Below are 16,684 nucleotides of genomic sequence, written 5' to 3' on the forward strand. Positions count from 1 at the left end.
CTTTTCGTTATTGATCAGGGAATGCAGTCGCCCGCTTGCCGCTCTCGCCATCATGCGTGGCGACAGGTGCGAGCCGACTGCGATGTGCTACTCGTGTTCCAGTTTCTTGGCGACGTCGAGACGTTTCAGGTACTTGAAGGTGCCCATCGCCTTGGCGGCCAGCTTGTCGTCATTCCACACTTCACCTTCGCAGAAGCAGATCGTTCGCGCGCGGTGAAACGCCTTGCCCTTGGCGACGATCCGCGCGCCCGGATGGCCGCCCGGTTGAAGAAAACTGGTCTTCATTTCGATCGTGACGCCGCCGCGTGCATCCGGATCCAGCGACCTGCCGGCCATGGACATCGCGACGTCGAGCAGGGTCATGATGATGCCGCCATGCGCCACATTCCAGCTATTCATGTGGCGCTCTGACAAGGTCAGCGCAACCTGTGCTTCGCCGCCGCCCATGCGGATGAACTCCACTCCGAGGTCATGCAAGAATGGTATCTCGGACGGAAACGGTTGCGTTTTCGACGTATCCATTAGTGAACCGCCGAGACGCCACCGTCGACTGCGAGGATCTGCCCGGTAATGTGCTTGCCCGCATCGGATGCGAACAGCAGTGCCGCGCCTTTCAGGTCTTCGTCATCGCCAATGCGATGCAGCGGTGCGCGTTTGGCAAGGTTTTCCTCACCCAGGTTTTCCAGCACACCCTTGGTCATCTTGGAAGGGAAGAAGCCCGGCGCCAGCGCGTTGACCGTGATTCCGTATTGTCCCCATTCGCCGGCCAGCGTGCGGGTGAAATTCACAACCGCGCCCTTGGATGTGTTGTATGCGATCGTTTGCATGCTGTCCGGACCGTTGCCGGACAAGCCCGCGATCGAGGCGACGTTGACGATGCGGCCGTACTTGCGGGGAATCATCGATTGCTTGGCCACGGCTTGCGACAGCAGGAAGATGCTGCGCACATTCAGGTTCATCACCTTGTCCCAGGCTTCCAGCGGGTAGTCTTCCGCCGGAGCACCCCAGGTTGCGCCCGCGTTATTGACGAGGATGTCGATATGGCCAAGGCGCTTGAGCGCTTCCGCAACCAGCGGTGCGATCGCGGCCTCCCTGGACACGTCAGCCGCAATGGCGCTTGCCTCGATACCGCGTTCTTTCAAATGTGCGACCGCTTCGTCGAGGTCGGCCTGCTTGCGCGAGGACAGAACGATCTTTGCGCCCTGCTCGCCAAGCGCTTCCGCAATCTGCAAGCCGAGGCCGCGCGAGCCGCCGGTCACCAGGGCCGTTTTTCCCGTCAGGTCGAGCAATTGTTTGATGGTACGCATGGAGTCTCCTTCGTGTATGTTGTTCAGGCTTGATGATTCATGCATTGCGCCACGTCATGTTCAGAACCAGGCGTCCTGCATTTCCAATGTGGTCGTATCGATGCTGTCCAGCAAATCGAGTTGCGGCTGTACCTTCGGCAGTTCCCATTTGAAGAAGAACGCACAGGCCTGCAGTTTTCCCTTGTAGAAGTCCGCGTCGTGGCCGGACTTGCCGACGGATAGCAAGGCTTGCTGCAGCCACATCCATGCAACGACGGCATGGCCGAATGCTTCGAGGTAGACCGATGCATTCGCAAGCGTCTTGTTCATGTCGCCGGCGCTGTACAGCTTTTGTGTGACTTTCTCGATTCGCTGCAGTACGGCGCCAAGCGATTTCGCATAACCGGCAAGCTCGGCCACCTCCAGCGCCTGCGCAATCGTCTTCTGGACTTCGACGCCGAGCGCCTTGAATGCCGCGCCGTTTTGCATCGTCACCTTGCGTCCGAGCAAGTCGAGGCCCTGGATGCCGTGGGTTCCTTCATGAATCGGGTTCAGACGATTGTCGCGATAGAACTGTTCCACGTTGTATTCACGCGTGTAGCCGTATCCACCATGAACCTGGATCGCGAGGCTGTTCGCTTCAAGGCACCACTGCGACGGCCAGGACTTGGCGATCGGCGTCAGGATGTCGAGCAGCAAGGTTGCGTGCTTGCGCGCTTCTTCCGACTCGGCCGTCTTTTCCTCGTCAACCAATCGAGCGCAGTACAGATTCAGACCCAGGCCTCCTTCGACATAGGTCTTTTGTGCGAGCAGCATGCGCTTGACGTCGGTATGCTGGATGATCGGGATCTGCGGTTGCGCCGGATCCTTGGCCATCGGGTGCCGTCCCTGCGGACGTTCGCGCGCATACTCCAGCGCGTGCAGGTAGCCGGTGTACCCAAGCATCACCGCACCCAGTCCCACGCCGATCCGCGCTTCGTTCATCATATGGAACATGTTGGCGAGCCCCTTGTGGAGTTCGCCGACCAGATAGCCGACTGCTCCGCCATTGCCCGCCGGTTTGAACTTGCCTTCGCCGAAGTTCAGCAAGCAGTTCGTGGTTCCGCGGTAGCCCATCTTGTGATTCAGGCCGGCCAGGACCACATCGTTGCGCTCCCCCAGCGAGCCATCCGGATTCACCAGATACTTGGGAACGATGAACAGCGAGATGCCTTTCACGCCCGGAATCAACTTGCCGTTCTCGTCCGGGACCTTGGCCAGCACCAGATGCACGATGTTCTCCGACAGTTCATGCTCGCCGGCAGAGATCCACATCTTGTTGCCCTTCAGGCGATAAGTGCCGTCGGCCTGCGGCTCTGCACGCGTCGCAATGTCGGACAGGGAAGAGCCCGCCTGCGGCTCGGACAGACACATGGTGCCGAAAAAACGGCCCGTCATCATCGGTTTGACGAAGGTGTCGATCTGTTCCGGCGAGCCGCATTTGAGCAGCGTATTGGCATTACCGATCGTGAGGAATGGATATGAGGACGTGCCGACGTTGGCGCCCTTGAAATAAGCGAGGCCGGCCTTCTCAATCACGCATGGCAATTGCATGCCGCCGAGGTCATAATCCTGCCCCGCCGCCATCAATCCCGATTCGCAAAAAGCCTTCAGCGCCGTTTTGACTTCAGGAATGATATGAACTCTTTCGCCGTCGAAGTGCGGCTCTTCCTGATCATTCTTCTTGTTATGCGGCGCAAACAAGTCGGTGGCGATCTGTTCGCAGGTATCCAGCGCGGCATTGAACGTTTCGCGCGAATGGTCGGCGTAGCGTGCACGCTTGGTCAGCTCCTCCGCCCGCAGCCATTCATACAGGACGAACTCAAGGTCGCGCCGGGAAACGATTTTCGATTGCATGATAGTCCTCCGTGCGCACGGGCCCGCCCGCCGCACGCCTATGTGAACGATTTCAAAGATACGGGGCGAATGACCCCTAATGCGAACGTGGGCGCCGAAGCGCCCACATTTTTTCTTACACGACTTCGAACAAGCCGGCTGCGCCTTGGCCGCCGCCGATGCACATCGTGACAACGACGTACTTCGCACCACGGCGCTTGCCTTCAATCAATGCGTGGCCGGTCAGACGTGCTCCGGAAACGCCATACGGGTGACCGACGGCGATTGCGCCACCGTTCACATTCAGGCGATCCATCGGGATGCCGAGCTTGTCGGCGCAATACAGCACTTGCACGGCAAACGCTTCATTCAGTTCCCACAGGCCGATGTCTTCGACCTTCAGGCCGGCTTTTTTCAGCAGCTTGGGAATGGCGAAAACCGGGCCGATGCCCATTTCATCCGGTTCGCAGCCGGCAACCGCAAAGCCGCGGAAGATGCCGAGCGGCTTCAATCCCTTCTGCTCTGCAAGCTTGCTGTTCATCACAATGGCCACCGACGCACCGTCAGAATACTGGCTCGCATTGCCTGCGGTGATGACGCCGCCCGGAATCGCCGTGCGGATCTTCGACACGCCTTCCAGCGTCGTGTCGGCGCGAATGCCTTCGTCAGCGGAAATCGTGACTTCCTTGGTCATCAGCATGCCGCTTTCCTTGTCGGCCACGCCCATGATGGTGGTCATCGGAACGATTTCGTCATTGAACTTGCCAGCCGCCTGGGCAGCCGCTGCACGCAACTGGCTTTGCACGCCATATTCGTCCTGGCGCTCCTTGCTGATGTTGTAGCGCTTGGCAACGGTTTCCGCGGTCTGCAGCATTGGCCAGTAGATTTCCGGCTTGTTCTGCTTGAGCCAGGTTTCCATGATCATGTGCCGGTTGGATTCGTTCTGCACACAGGAAATCGACTCGACGCCACCAGCGGCATAAATGTCGCCTTCACCCGCGATGATGCGCTGCGATGCAGTCGCGATCGTTTGCAAGCCGGAGGAACAGAAGCGGTTGATGGTCATGCCCGGGGTAGTCACCGGGCACCCCGCGCGCAAGGCGATCTGACGTGCGATGTTGCTGCCGGTGGCGCCTTCCGGCGTGGCGCAGCCCATGATGACGTCCTCGACTTCACCCGCATCGATCTTTGCGCGCTCGATCGCCGCTTTCAGCACATGGCCGCCCAGGGTGGCGCCATGCGTCATGTTAAATGCACCCTTCCAGGATTTGGCCAGGCCGGTGCGGGCTGTGGATACGATGACGGCGTCAGTCATTTGAAGCTCCTTGAGTTGAATTGGTTTGGTTGTACGAATCGGTGCTCGTGCTTATCGCTTGTTTAACGGTCTGGTTACCGGACTACTCAATTAATGAAACACCAGAATATCATATTTTTAGCACGATCGTTCGTAAATCTGAAAACCGCCTATCCCACTCAAAAAGTAGTGTCCCACCGAGAGGAAAACCACCGATTTTGCGACTTTCCTGCTGTAAGGTTTTGTAAGTTTGAAGCAAGCGTGCCGTAAGGTTGGCGATGCACACTCCGCTTGTGCAACAAATGGGCAAGAGTCTTTGCACATTCATATTAATTAACGAGGAGATAAGCATGGCGACAGTTCAGACAACGGCTGCGCGCGGTATGACGGCAGAGGAGCGGAAAGTCATTTTCGCATCTTCGCTGGGCACCGTGTTCGAGTGGTACGACTTCTACCTATACGGTTCACTGGCAGCGATTATCGCGAAGCAGTTCTTCGCCGGTACCGATCCCAACACCGCATTCATTTTCGCACTGCTGGCATTTGCGGCGGGCTTCATCGTTCGTCCGTTCGGCGCGCTGGTGTTCGGTCGCCTTGGCGACATGATCGGCCGCAAGTACACCTTCCTGGTCACCATTCTTATCATGGGTACGTCCACCTTCGTGGTGGGTCTGCTTCCCAGCTATGCCTCCATCGGTATCGCTGCACCGGTCATCCTGATCTCGCTGCGTATTCTGCAGGGCCTCGCGCTCGGCGGCGAGTACGGTGGTGCAGCAACTTATGTTGCCGAGCACGCACCGCACGACAAGCGCGGCGCGTTCACTGCCTGGATCCAAACCACTGCGACCCTCGGCCTGTTCCTGTCGCTGATGGTGATTCTCGGCACCCGCACCGCTATCGGCGAAGCAGCTTTCGCTGACTGGGGCTGGCGCATTCCGTTCCTGGTCTCCGTGTTCCTGCTGGCTGTGTCGGTATGGATCCGCTTGTCCATGAACGAATCACCTGCTTTCGCCAAGATGAAAGCGGAAGGCAAGACCTCCAAGGCTCCGATTTCCGAATCCTTCGGCCAATGGAAGAACCTGAAGATCGTTATCCTGGCATTGATCGGCCTGACCGCAGGTCAAGCAGTGGTCTGGTACACCGGCCAGTTCTATGCACTGTTCTTCCTGACCCAGACTCTTAAGGTCGACGGCGCAACGGCTAACCTCCTGATCGCTGCATCGCTCGTGATCGGCACGCCGTTCTTCATCGTATTCGGCGCTCTGTCCGACAAGATTGGCCGCAAGCCGATCATCCTCGGCGGCTGCCTGCTCGCGGCAGTGACCTATTTCCCGATCTTCAGCGCAATGACCCACTATGCCAACCCGGCTCTGGAATCGGCGATCAAGAACGCTCCGGTCGTGGTCACGGCTGATCCGGCTGACTGCCAGTTCCAGTTCAACCCGACCGGCACCAAGAAGTTCACGTCTTCGTGCGACATCGTGAAGGCGAAACTGGCTGCCGCTTCGGTGAACTACTCCAACGAAGCTGCCGCACCGGGAACGATCGCTAGCGTCAAGGTCGGTGACATCACCATCCAGTCGTACAACGCCAACGCACTGCCGAAGGAAGAAGCTGCGGCCAAGGAAAAGGTACTGTCCAAGGAACTGGCCGATGCCATCAAGGCACATGGCTATCCGTCCAAGGCCGATCCGGCACAGATGAACAAGGGCATGGTGCTGGTGCTCCTGACCATTCTCGTGATCTACGTGACGATGGTATACGGCCCGATCGCCGCAATGCTGGTCGAACTGTTCCCGACCCGGATTCGCTACACCTCCATGTCCCTGCCGTACCACATCGGTAACGGCTGGTTCGGCGGTCTGTTGCCGACCACCGCGTTCGCACTCGTTGCGTTCAAGGGCGACATTTACTACGGTCTCTGGTATCCGATCATCATCGCCATGATGACCTTCGTCGTCGGCTTGCTGTTCGTCAAAGAGACCAAGGACAACGATATCTACGCTGCAGATTAATCGTCTAATCGTCCCAGGCCTGCCTTCGGGCAATCCTGGTTTTGAAGCCGCCAGAGTTTCTGGCGGCTTTTTTTATGCGCGCGCTTTCCACAAAATTGGCGAGTCAGGTCAAGAAATATTGCAAATTGCGTACGCTTTATTCGACTAACACTGTCCAAAACTGTCAACATTTGATATTGTCTATATGTTAATACTCTAACTACCCACGGACAGTGATGTTCAATTCATCCCGACAGAAAGAGATAGCGCATCTCAATGACCATCGTTTGCTTCCGTCCTCTTCTTGCCTGAAAGTGCCGACCAGTCGGCACGGCCCACACATCCCCCCCTATTCTGCCGGGACGGCGCGCTCCCTTCCGAGGGCCAAATCTGCACTGGCGCGATGAGACTCTCCTCACTGCGCCTTGCCGGAGTCGTCACAAGGGAAGAAATCTTCCGTGTGGCGTCCGTTTGCCTTTACATCACCCTATTGCTGCATGCGGTGCTGGCGGCGTTCGTTAACAAGGTCATGCTGTCGGACCTGAGTGTGGTTGCAGTCAGCGTTTTAGTTCTGCTGTTCTTCAATGCGCTCGCACGATATGTCTGGCCAGATGCGGTCATTTACGGGCGGGGTCGCCTGCTCCTGGAATGGTCTGCAGCAATTTTCGTCATCACCAGCCTCGCGCTCCAGCAATCCATGCCGGCTCAGCCTTTACCTTGGCTGATCGGACTGGCCGGCGTTTTCCCGCTCAGTGTCGAGGCACCTCTTGCATTGGGCCTGCTCCTTGCAGTCGCCCTCATCGAAGCAACGCTGAACATCATGCTCGGTACGCAATTGGTGGACTGGCTTCCGCAGCTGTTCGCAACCGCTTTCGTCGGTCTGTGCGCGCTTTTTCTCGCCAACGCATTGGCAAGCAATGCGAATGCAATCCAGCAGGCGCATTTCAACCAGCGGCGATTCGATGCCATCGCCCGGGCGACACGACACGTATTCCTCATTGTCGACGCTGGATTTCACATCAAGTTCGTCAACCAGGCCTTGCAGGAGATCGTCGGCTTCTCGCAAAAAGAAATCGAAGCGAACATGATTCGTCCCGAGTTTCATCCCGAGGACAAGGAAGCTCACCGGAGAAAGCTGCGATATCTCCGCGACACGCCGCGCAGCAGCATTTTTTCCCGCCATCGCTGCAAACACAAGGACGGGCACTGGGTATGGCTCGAAACACGCGGACACAACATGCTGCACGACGATGCGATCAATGGGCTGGTATTCAGCATTGAGGACATTTCGGCGCGCAAGGGGGCGGAAATCAAGCTGGAGGAAGAACACGCGCTGCTGCGCGCCGTGCTCGACTTGAATCCGTCGATGATCTACGCCACCGACAGGCAAGGCCGATTCACCATCAGCAACCTGACCTTCCAGCGTCGCTTCGGCTATGCGTCGGAAGGAGCAATGCGGGGAAAGACGATTTCCGATGTATTCCTCGCCACGGCACCGAAAGGCACAGATCGTAGCGCGAGGGAATTGGCGGAGCGCTTGTACCGTCAGGATCTGCAAGTTGTGCAAAATGGCGTGCCGCTGGAAGATCAGGAAATCCAGTGCGCGTGGGACAACGACATGCGAAGCTGGCATCGCGTCAACAAGTATCCGCTGCGCGACGCGCATGGACAGACAGTGGGCGTGCTCTGCATTTCACGCGACATCACCGATCGCAAGGAATACGAAATGCGCCTGCAGCACCAGGCGCTGCATGATCCGCTGACCGGCTTGCCGAATCGGCGCTACCTGCTCAAGACCATTGCCGATGTCATCGCGCAAGCAAACGAAGCATCGAACCAGCTGGCGATGCTGTTCTGCGACCTCGACTTCTTCAAGAGCGTCAACGACACGCATGGCCATGATTTCGGCGACAAATGCCTGATGGAAATCACTCGCCGGATCCTCGCCGAGCTCCCGACCGATGACTTCGTTGCCCGTTTTGGCGGCAATGAATTCGTGATCCTGTCGACTGCAAGCATCGACGAGGCCAAGACCAAGGCAGAAGCCTTGCTGCAAGCGGTATCGCAACAGCTCACGGTCGACGACACAGTGGTGAAGATCCAGACCAGCATCGGTATCGCCTTGCTTGAGCCGGAGCACAAGAATCCCTCGGAGCTGATCCGCGACGCGGATGCCGCCATGTATCAGGCAAAGGAACGCGGGCGCAATCGCGCGGAAGTCTTCGACGCGTCGCTGCAGTTGTACAGCACCAAGCGCGCGCAAATGGACGTGGCACTGCGCTTTGCCTTGGAACGCGACGAACTGACGCTCGTATATCAGCCGAAGGTATCGATTCTCAACGGCGCAGTGAAAGGTTTCGAGCTGCTGTTGCGCTGGAATAATCCGCAATATGGAGCAATACCGCCGATGGAGTTCATTCCTGTCGCGGAGAGCTCCGGACTGGTGGTACCGATAGGTTTGTGGGTGCTGGAAGAAGCCTGCAAGCAGCTGTGCAGATGGCAGTCCGACTATATCGAGATGACGCCATTCACGATTGCCGTCAATGTTTCGATGCGACAGCTTCTGCAGTCGACCTTCCTGAATGACGTCAAAGATATTCTCGACCGCACCGGCGTCAATCCGAATGCCATCGAACTGGAGCTGACCGAGACCTCCGCGATGGCCAATCCGGTGCAGACGATCGAGACGCTCACCGTCCTCAAGGAACTCGGATTCCGCCTTGCGCTTGACGATTTCGGCACAGGCTACTCATCACTTTCCTACCTGCATCGACTCCCGATCGATGTGTTGAAGATCGACAAGACCTTCGTTCAGGGCCTGGACAAGAATCCGAGCGATGCCGAGATCGTTCGCCTGATCCTGGCACTCGCGCAGACACTCAATCTCGACACCGTCGCGGAAGGCGTCGAAACGCGCGAGGACATGCTCAAGCTGAAAAAGATGGGCTGCTACCTGGCGCAGGGTTTTGCGTTCTCGCCACCACTTCCCGCGCATGCCGCAGCCGAGCTCTTGCGCACCTCACAGCATTTTCAGGTTGCCTAGGGCGCGAGGGTTAACACTCCCAGGCGTTTTTTCTCCACATCGTCGCGCCGCATCTTCATTGGCACATACGCGACCTCCGACCAACGCTGCGTGTAGTTGCTATAGAGCGGCGACAGCAGATTGCCGGACTGTCCGGTGGAGTGGATGAAGCGCGAATTTTCCAGGTTCGACAGGTCATAAAGCGCACGCAGGCTGGCGGCATGCCGGCTGGTAAACGGCTCCTTCTCGTCTCGCAGATTGTGACGTCCGACATTCACGGTAAACGTGTCCCCGGGAGTCGGAACGCGAATGTCAAAGAAACGGGCCAAGGCATCGACCTTGCCGAACGGGCGATGCTCGGAGCGCGCGACATGTGCATCTCCCCAGCGCCATTTCGATATTTCGGGACCATAGCGCTGCACCAGCTCGCTCAGTGCAAGATCCAGCGAAGCGGACAACAGCTCCTCGCAGGTCTGCGGATGTGCCGGCGAGCGCTTCGTCACGTCGGCGCACCACCTGCCCTCGCCGTCCTTGTTCTTGAGGACATTCACCATGGGCTCGTGCACGTTGCGCTGCTCCCAATAGTCATTCATCAGCGCGTCGCCCAGTTCGTCGGCAAAAATCTGGCGAGATGCCGCCCGGATCCACGCATTGAAAATAAGCGGCTCCGGCCGATTGGTATCCATCGAGCCGTTCCAGCCGCGCAGCGTGTCCAAGGCTTCCTTGGCGCGATCGGTTTTCGGTACCGTGTTGCGCAGAATCGGCAGAATCTCCTGCGCCGCGAGCGAAACATAATCCTTTTGTATCTCGGCAAAGCTGGCCAGGCTGTGCTTCGGCTTTGCATCCAGCAACTGGTTGATGCGCGACGCACGATACGGCAATGTCCATTCGCTGGTCAGGAAATGCGGATAACCCGGCCCGACGATCTTCTGGTTGGCCGTCGCGATGCGCTGCGACGCCGGGTTGAACTGGCGAGGCAGTTCATCGAACGGGATGAAACCGTCCCAGTCGTAACGCGCATCCCAGCCCGGCGCCGGCGCCAGGCCTTTCAGGTCGTTCTCCGGTTTGCGAATCGGCACGCGCGCAGGTGCAACGAAACCGATATTGCCATCGATGTCCGCATACACCATGTTCTGCTGCGGCGAACCGAAATCCTTTGCCGCCTCGAGGAATTGCTGCCAGTTCTGCGCCTGATTGAATTTCATGCCCGCCTGCAGCGTGACATCGTCAGGGCGAAGCGCCGTCCAGGCGAACGAGACAACGTATTTCTTCGCGTCGAGAGGTGCCTTGTCCAGAATCGGCAAGGCACCCGTGATTACCGGACCGTGCCTCGTTTCCGCGACATCGAAGGTGACATCCTGCTGCCCCTTGACCTTGATGGTCTCGGTGCGCGTCTTGAATTCCGCCCATCCGTCCGGGGTCTGATATTGCTTCTTGTTCGCCGGATTGATGTGCTCGATGAACAGGTCTTGCACGTCCGGAGCGGTATTGGTGAAGCCCCAGGCGATTCTGTCATTCCGTCCGAGCACCACCGAGGGGATGCCGGGCAGAGTCGCGCCAATGACATTGAGCCCGGGTGCCGACAAATGCGCGAAGTACCACAGGGCAGGAGCAGACAAGCCGAGATGCGGATCGTTCGCCAGCAGCGGCTTGCCCGTTTCGGAAAGCGCGCCGGAGACCACCCAGTTATTCGATCCCATGCCTTCCACGTAGGAAGGCGGCGCGATGGCGGCGACGGCTGCAAGTTGTTGCGTTGTCCCGGACAATTCGCGATACAGCTTGGTGTAATCCTGCGTCGCCGTGACCGGATCGCCCGGATAAGGCGGGAGAAACTCGTTGATCTGTCCCAGCGACAGCCGCTGCGACGCGCGCATGCGGAGCAATTCCTGCGTCCAGTTCGAGCCAAGATCCCAGGCCATCATCGTTTGCCAGCCAATCGAGTCGACCGGATGCCAGGGCGCCGGAGACGGCGCACCGGAAAGGATGAATTCTGCTGGCAAGGGCCCGCTGCGGTTTTCGAGATACGCGTTCACGCCGCGTGCGTATGCATCAAGTGCCGCTCGTGTCTCGGGGGCGAGATTGGCGAGGATCCGTTCAGCGTTGCGCCGCACCCCTAGCGTACGCAGGAAACGGTCGGTGCCGAGGGCGCTGGGGCCGAGAATTTCCGATAGCCGACCAGCCGGAATGCGCCGATTCAGCTCGAGTTGCCAGAGGCGATCCTGCGCATGCACGAAGCCGAGTGCGAAATAGGCGTCGGCAGTCGATTTTGCAAAGATATGCGGTATTCCCTCCGCATCGCGCACGATATCCACCGGCGCGTTCAATCCGCTCAACTTCAAGTTACCGTCGATCTGCGGCTGGCTTGCACTGCGGTACCACAACGCCGCAGCAAGCAATGCCATGAGCAACACCGCCAGCAGCAGCGCAACTTTTTTCAATATTCCAGTCATACACTTATTGCCTTCAAAATTCGCGACCAAGATTATCTCGGAGCAAAAACTTCCCAAATGGTAAGATGTCGTTTTACGTGATGACAACGCATACAGGCAGCACTTATCTTATGAAATTTGATGTCGCTATCGTCGGAAGCGGATTGGCCGGCCTCTCGGTCGCCCTGCATCTCGCGCAAACCCGTAAAGTGGCTATCGTCTCCAAACGCAGCCTGCTCGATGGCGCCAGCAATTGGGCGCAGGGAGGCATCGCTGCGGTGCTCGATTCCGGCGACAGCCACGAGCAACATATCGCGGATACCCTGATTGCAGGCGCCGGATTGTGTGACGAAGGCGCAACCCGCCATATCGTTGAAAACAGCCGCGAAGCAATCGAATGGCTGATCGAGCAAGGCGTTCCCTTTACCCGGGATCCGACAGCCGAACTAGGGTATCACTTAACCCGCGAAGGTGGCCATAGCCAGCGCCGCATCATTCATGCCGCCGATGCCACCGGGCACGCGGTGCAGGTGACGCTAGAACAGAAGGCACGCTCGCATCCGAACATCACGGTGCTGGAAGATCACATCGCGATCGATCTCATCAAGTCCGACAAGCTGTCTTCCAGCAATGGCACGCCCCACTGCGTCGGCCTGTACGTGCAGGACGTCAATACCGGCAAGGTCATGACGCTGGCGGCCGACCAGACGGTGCTTGCCACTGGCGGCGCAGGCAAAGTCTACCTGTACACCACCAATCCGGATACCGCCACCGGCGACGGCATTGCAATGGCGTGGCGCGCCGGATGCCGCGTGGCAAACATGGAATTCATCCAGTTCCATCCGACCTGCTTGTACCATCCCTACGCCAAGTCCTTCCTGATCAGTGAAGCTGTGCGTGGCGAAGGCGGCCTGCTCAAGCTGCCGGCCGAGGCCGGAGCATCCGCAGGCCGGCGCTTCATGCCGGCGCATGACGAACGCGCAGAGCTGGCGCCTCGCGATGTGGTGGCGCGCGCAATCGACTTCGAGATGAAAAAACGTGGTCTGGATTATGTCGAACTCGACATCAGCCATCAGCCGCCGGAATTTCTCAAATCGCATTTCCCGACCATCTACGCACGCTGCCTGGAACTTGGAATCGACATTACCAAGCAACCGATCCCGGTGGTGCCGGCCGCGCACTACACCTGCGGCGGCATCGTGACGGACATGTTCGGCCGCACGGATATTCCCGGCTTGTACGCCGTCGGCGAAACCGCCTATACAGGACTGCATGGTGCCAACCGCCTCGCCAGCAACTCCCTGCTTGAATGCCTCGTCATCGGACAGTCCGCCGCGAAGCATATCGAGCAACAGCCGAAACCGAAGTCGATGTCACTGCCGGCATGGGATGAGAGCCGGGTGACGGATGCCGATGAAGAGGTGATCATTGCGCACAACTGGGACGAATTGCGACGCTCGATGTGGAACTACGTCGGCATCGTCAGGACCACAAAACGCCTTGAACGCGCCCAGCATCGCATCCGCTTGCTGCGTGAAGAAATCAACGAGTACTACTCCCAGTTCCGCATCACGCGCGACCTGCTTGAATTGCGGAATCTGGTTGAAGTGGCATCGCTGATCGTGGAAAGTGCCCTGTCGCGTCGCGAAAGCCGCGGCCTGCATTTCAGCCAGGATTTTCCGGAGACCTTGCCCAAGGCCTTGCCGACAGTGCTGTCGCCTGCACGGCGATAGATTTGAAGGTCATGAATGGAACATACGCTCCATTCATGACATCAATTACGAGCGAAACTTATCCGACAATGCGCAGCGAATAGTCGGTCGCGCGCACATCCTTGGTCAGGCTGCCGATCGAAATCCGGTCGACGCCCGTCTCTGCAATCGCACGAACCGTGTTCATATTGATCCCGCCGGAGGCTTCCAGAACAGCCTTGCCGTCGGTTCGTTTCACGGCTTCGCGCATCATCTCCAGCGTGAAATTGTCGAGCAGGATTGAAGTCGCGCCTGCCGCCAATGCGTCTTCCAGTTCCGTCAGGTTCTCAACCTCAATCTGAATCGATACACCTGCATTCAAGGCCTGCGCGGCACGCATTGCCTGGGTGATGCCGCCGGCGGCCGCAATATGATTTTCCTTGATCAGAATGCCATCGTAGAGGGCCATGCGCTGGTTCTTTCCGCCGCCGACACGGACCGCGTATTTCTGTGCCAGACGCAAACCGGGGAGCGTCTTGCGCGTGTCGAGAATCGAGGCGCGCGTGCCGTCCACCACATCCACATACTGCCGCGTCGCCGTCGCCACACCTGACAGAAGCTGCAAGAAATTCAATGCCGTACGCTCCGCAGTCAGCAAGGCGCGCGCCGGAGCTTCGATCGCACACACCTCGCTGTCTTTCGTCATCACCGCGCCTTCCGGATACCGCCAATCAATGCGAATGCGCGGGTCGAGTTGCGTCATCACACCCTCGAACCATGGCGCTCCGCACAATACGGCGGATTCACGCACGACGACACGCGCCTTGACCCACTCGTTTTCCGGTACCAGTTTGCCGGTGACGTCGCCGGTGCCAACGTCTTCTGTCAGTGCGGCCTGAATGTTGGATTCAAAGGCGCCCGCAAGCAGCGCGTCGAACGGCGCAAACGGATTTTGTAATGTGCTCATGCCGGTCCAATCCCCGCAAACAGTTTTTGTTCTTTCGCCAAGTCGCTACTCGGTCGGACATTGGCTTTCAGTTGTGCTGCGAACGTCAGCATGCGGTCAATGCAGACGTAGGCTTTGCGACCAACTTCGGGATCGACGTGGATTTCGTTCTTGCCCGACTCCAGCACATCGGCCAGATTCTGCAGTCCGTTCATTGCCATCCACGGGCAATGCGCGCAGCTCTTGCAGGTCGCGCTATTGCCTGCGGTCGGCGCGTCGATGAAGCGTTTGCCGGGCGCAGCCATTTTCATTTTGTGCAGGATGCCGTTGTCCGTTGCGACAATGAATTCTTCCGCGTCCAGGGTCTGTGCGGCGGCGATCAGTTGCGAGGTCGACCCGACAACGTCGGCCAGTGCAACGACGGCTTCGGGCGATTCGGGGTGCACGAGCACCTTGGCATTCGGATGTTCCTTTTTCAACAGCTCGAGCTCGATTCCCTTGAACTCGTCATGCACCAGGCATGAGCCCTGCCACAGCAGCATGTCCGCGCCGGTCTTCTTCTGTATATAGCTGCCGAGGTGCTTGTCCGGGGCCCACAAGATCTTTTTACCCTGGGCGTGCAGATACTCGACGATCTGCAAGCCGATCGAGGACGTGACCATCCAGTCGGCACGCGCTTTCACGGCTGCGCTGGTATTGGCATACACCACGACCGTGCGATCAGGATGCGCATCGCAAAAGGCAGCAAACTCGTCCGCCGGGCAGCCGAGGTCGAGCGAACAGGTGGCGTCCAGATCCGGCATCAGGATCGTCTTTTCCGGGCTCAGTATCTTTGCCGTTTCGCCCATGAATTTCACACCGGCGACGATCAGGGTCTTGGCCGGATGATCCCGGCCAAAGCGCGCCATCTCGAGGGAATCGGACACGCAGCCGCCCGTCTCTTCCGCCAGATCCTGCAAGTCGGCATCAACGTAGTAATGCGCGACGAGAACGGCTTGTCGTTCTATCAATAGCTGTTTGATACGCGCCTTGAGGGCAGCTTTTTCAGCGGGCGATGGCGTTGCGGGCACCCGTGCCCACGCGTTGGCAACGCAGCTTGTGCCGGAATTCATTTCCGGTCGTTCGAATTCGACGGTTTTGATAGGTTGAATCTGCATGATATGAAGCGCTAATCCCGAGCCAATAGGACAACAAAAGAAAGAGTATGACCGATAAACAAAAAACTTGGGGCCAACAGGCGATTTTCAAGCAGTTATGCAGCTTGATTCGCCCGGTTTGTACGGCGCAACAGGATGGTCGTATGTTAAAGAGGGTTTTGTTTCTATTTTTCGACTTGACGCAGGTAAATATTTACGTCGCACCAAATAGGTAGCATACTTAGTCTGACAAAAATCAATAACGAGTTGAGCCATTTCAATATAAGTAGGCAATTCCATAATTGCCATCAAGAATAATCTGGGTGGCGGGAATTCTGCATGCGTCGTTTTCGCATGCGCAATCACTCAAAAGACGAAAATCCAACATGGCATTTTCGGGTGGGGACACAAAGCCTATGACAAGCATCGTTTTCGACAAGACGGAAAAGGGCCGTGAGGAAATCGCTACGCGGAAGCACCAGTTAGCGACGCGTCTGCGCACGCTATTGGTGATGATTGACGGCAAGCAAAGCAGTGAAGAGCTGCTGAAAAAAGTTTCAGGCATCGGGCTGAATGCGGAAAGCCTCGCCGAGCTGGAGAAAAACGGATTTATTCAAAGCGTCGTGACTGCAGCCCCAGCACCCGCTCCGGTTGCCCCGCCAGCACAAGCTCCTGCCGCCGCTCCGGCGCCCGGCGCCGGCGTCCTGCCCGCGGGACAAAGCCAGTTCGAAGCGATTTATCATTTTTATACCGAAACCATCAAGAGCACCATCGGCTTGCGTGGCTATACCTTGCAACTGAAAGTGGAAAAAGCTGCTTCGATCGACGAATTTCGGCAGTTACGCAATCCATACCTGGAAGCCGTGCTCAAAGCGCAAGGCAAGGAAATGGCACGCAGCCTGAGGGATCGTCTGGACCAACTCCTCTACCTTGGCGAGGCCGTTCCTCCACAAACCACGATCACGGGCTTGAACGGGACGTCCTCGGAATAAGGACTTCAATTCAGCAGAA

The 16,684-nt window shown here is 57.9% G+C and carries 11 protein-coding genes; 4 read left to right on the forward strand and 7 right to left on the reverse strand.

Annotation, left to right across the window (positions count from 1 at the left end; all coding sequences use genetic code 11):
- Window positions 1-87 precede the first annotated feature (87 nt).
- From E6W33_RS10780 to E6W33_RS10795, 4 genes are all read right to left on the reverse strand, one after another.
- Entirely contained in the window at window positions 88-522 is a 435-nt protein-coding gene (locus tag E6W33_RS10780) for a PaaI family thioesterase (RefSeq protein ID WP_136417291.1), read from the reverse strand.
- Complete coding sequence (locus tag E6W33_RS10785; protein ID WP_136417292.1) at window positions 522-1,307, reverse strand: SDR family oxidoreductase; 786 nt, start codon at window positions 1,305-1,307, stop codon at window positions 522-524. Before E6W33_RS10785 ends, E6W33_RS10780 begins: the two co-directional genes overlap by 1 nt.
- A gap of 60 nt (window positions 1,308-1,367) precedes the next feature.
- On the reverse strand, window positions 1,368-3,182 hold the full coding sequence (locus E6W33_RS10790) for an acyl-CoA dehydrogenase (protein ID WP_136417293.1): 1,815 nt from the start codon (window positions 3,180-3,182) through the stop codon (window positions 1,368-1,370).
- A 115-nt stretch (window positions 3,183-3,297) separates the two neighbouring features.
- Window positions 3,298-4,476: an acetyl-CoA C-acyltransferase gene (locus tag E6W33_RS10795; protein WP_136417294.1), complete on the reverse strand. Its 1,179-nt coding sequence runs from the start codon at window positions 4,474-4,476 to the stop codon at window positions 3,298-3,300.
- Between the two features lie 329 nt (window positions 4,477-4,805).
- Between E6W33_RS10795 and E6W33_RS10800 the strand changes: the two genes are divergently transcribed.
- Complete coding sequence (locus E6W33_RS10800; RefSeq protein WP_211097300.1) at window positions 4,806-6,470, forward strand: MFS transporter; 1,665 nt, start codon at window positions 4,806-4,808, stop codon at window positions 6,468-6,470.
- A gap of 382 nt (window positions 6,471-6,852) precedes the next feature.
- Window positions 6,853-9,492, forward strand: coding sequence for a bifunctional diguanylate cyclase/phosphodiesterase (locus E6W33_RS10805; protein WP_168798606.1), 2,640 nt, complete (start codon window positions 6,853-6,855; stop codon window positions 9,490-9,492).
- Here E6W33_RS10805 and E6W33_RS10810 read toward each other — a convergent pair.
- Window positions 9,489-11,921, reverse strand: a complete 2,433-nt coding sequence (locus E6W33_RS10810; protein WP_136417295.1) for a penicillin acylase family protein — start codon at window positions 11,919-11,921, stop codon at window positions 9,489-9,491. The two genes, E6W33_RS10805 and E6W33_RS10810, sit on opposite strands and share 4 nt — an antisense overlap.
- Before the next feature lie 110 nt (window positions 11,922-12,031).
- On the opposite strand from E6W33_RS10810, the gene nadB reads away from it, so the two are divergent.
- Window positions 12,032-13,633, forward strand: a complete 1,602-nt coding sequence (gene nadB / locus E6W33_RS10815; protein WP_136417296.1) for an L-aspartate oxidase — start codon at window positions 12,032-12,034, stop codon at window positions 13,631-13,633.
- A 58-nt stretch (window positions 13,634-13,691) separates the two neighbouring features.
- On the opposite strand, the gene nadC is transcribed toward nadB, so the two are convergent.
- Entirely contained in the window at window positions 13,692-14,558 is an 867-nt protein-coding gene (gene nadC, locus E6W33_RS10820) for a carboxylating nicotinate-nucleotide diphosphorylase (RefSeq protein ID WP_136417297.1), read from the reverse strand.
- Window positions 14,555-15,694 carry a quinolinate synthase NadA gene (gene nadA / locus E6W33_RS10825; RefSeq protein WP_211097301.1) on the reverse strand — a complete coding sequence of 380 codons (1,140 nt, stop codon included), beginning with the start codon at window positions 15,692-15,694 and terminating at the stop codon, window positions 14,555-14,557. The genes nadC and nadA overlap by 4 nt, the downstream gene beginning before the upstream one ends.
- 365 nt (window positions 15,695-16,059) lie before the next feature.
- On the opposite strand from nadA, the gene E6W33_RS10830 reads away from it, so the two are divergent.
- Window positions 16,060-16,665: a hypothetical protein gene (locus E6W33_RS10830; RefSeq protein WP_247869614.1), complete on the forward strand. Its 606-nt coding sequence runs from the start codon at window positions 16,060-16,062 to the stop codon at window positions 16,663-16,665.
- Window positions 16,666-16,684 lie beyond the last annotated feature (19 nt).

The sequence above is a fragment of the Herbaspirillum sp. ST 5-3 genome, from assembly GCF_004804275.1.
Classification (GTDB): domain Bacteria; phylum Pseudomonadota; class Gammaproteobacteria; order Burkholderiales; family Burkholderiaceae_D; genus Noviherbaspirillum.